The 309-nt window shown below is 65.4% G+C and carries 1 protein-coding gene; it reads left to right on the forward strand.

Annotated elements, in window-relative coordinates; all coding sequences use genetic code 11:
• On the forward strand, positions 1 to 309 hold a 309-nt coding region (locus E6O51_RS21665), incomplete at both ends, for a hemagglutinin repeat-containing protein (RefSeq protein ID WP_211091499.1).

The raw sequence follows: 309 nt of genomic DNA on the forward strand, positions 1-309 counted from the left end.
ACGGCTTCTCCATCCAGCTCAACGCCGGGCAGGCCAAAGGCCGGGCCAACGGCACGGAAACCGTGTGGGACAACACCCTCATCACCGCCACCGACACCCTCACGGTCACCTCCGGAAGAGACACCACGCTGCAGGGCGCGCAACTGGCGGGCGACACCGTGCTCATGAACATCGGCGGCGATCTGCTCATCGAAACGCTGCAGGACGTGAGCCGCTACACCAGCAAGCAATCGAGCTCGGGGCTCGACCTCTCCCTGTGCATCCCGCCGATCTGCTACGGCTCCTTCGTCCAGTCCGCCGCCTACACCA

The organism is Pseudothauera rhizosphaerae (assembly GCF_004801305.1).
Lineage (GTDB): Bacteria > Pseudomonadota > Gammaproteobacteria > Burkholderiales > Rhodocyclaceae > Pseudothauera > Pseudothauera rhizosphaerae.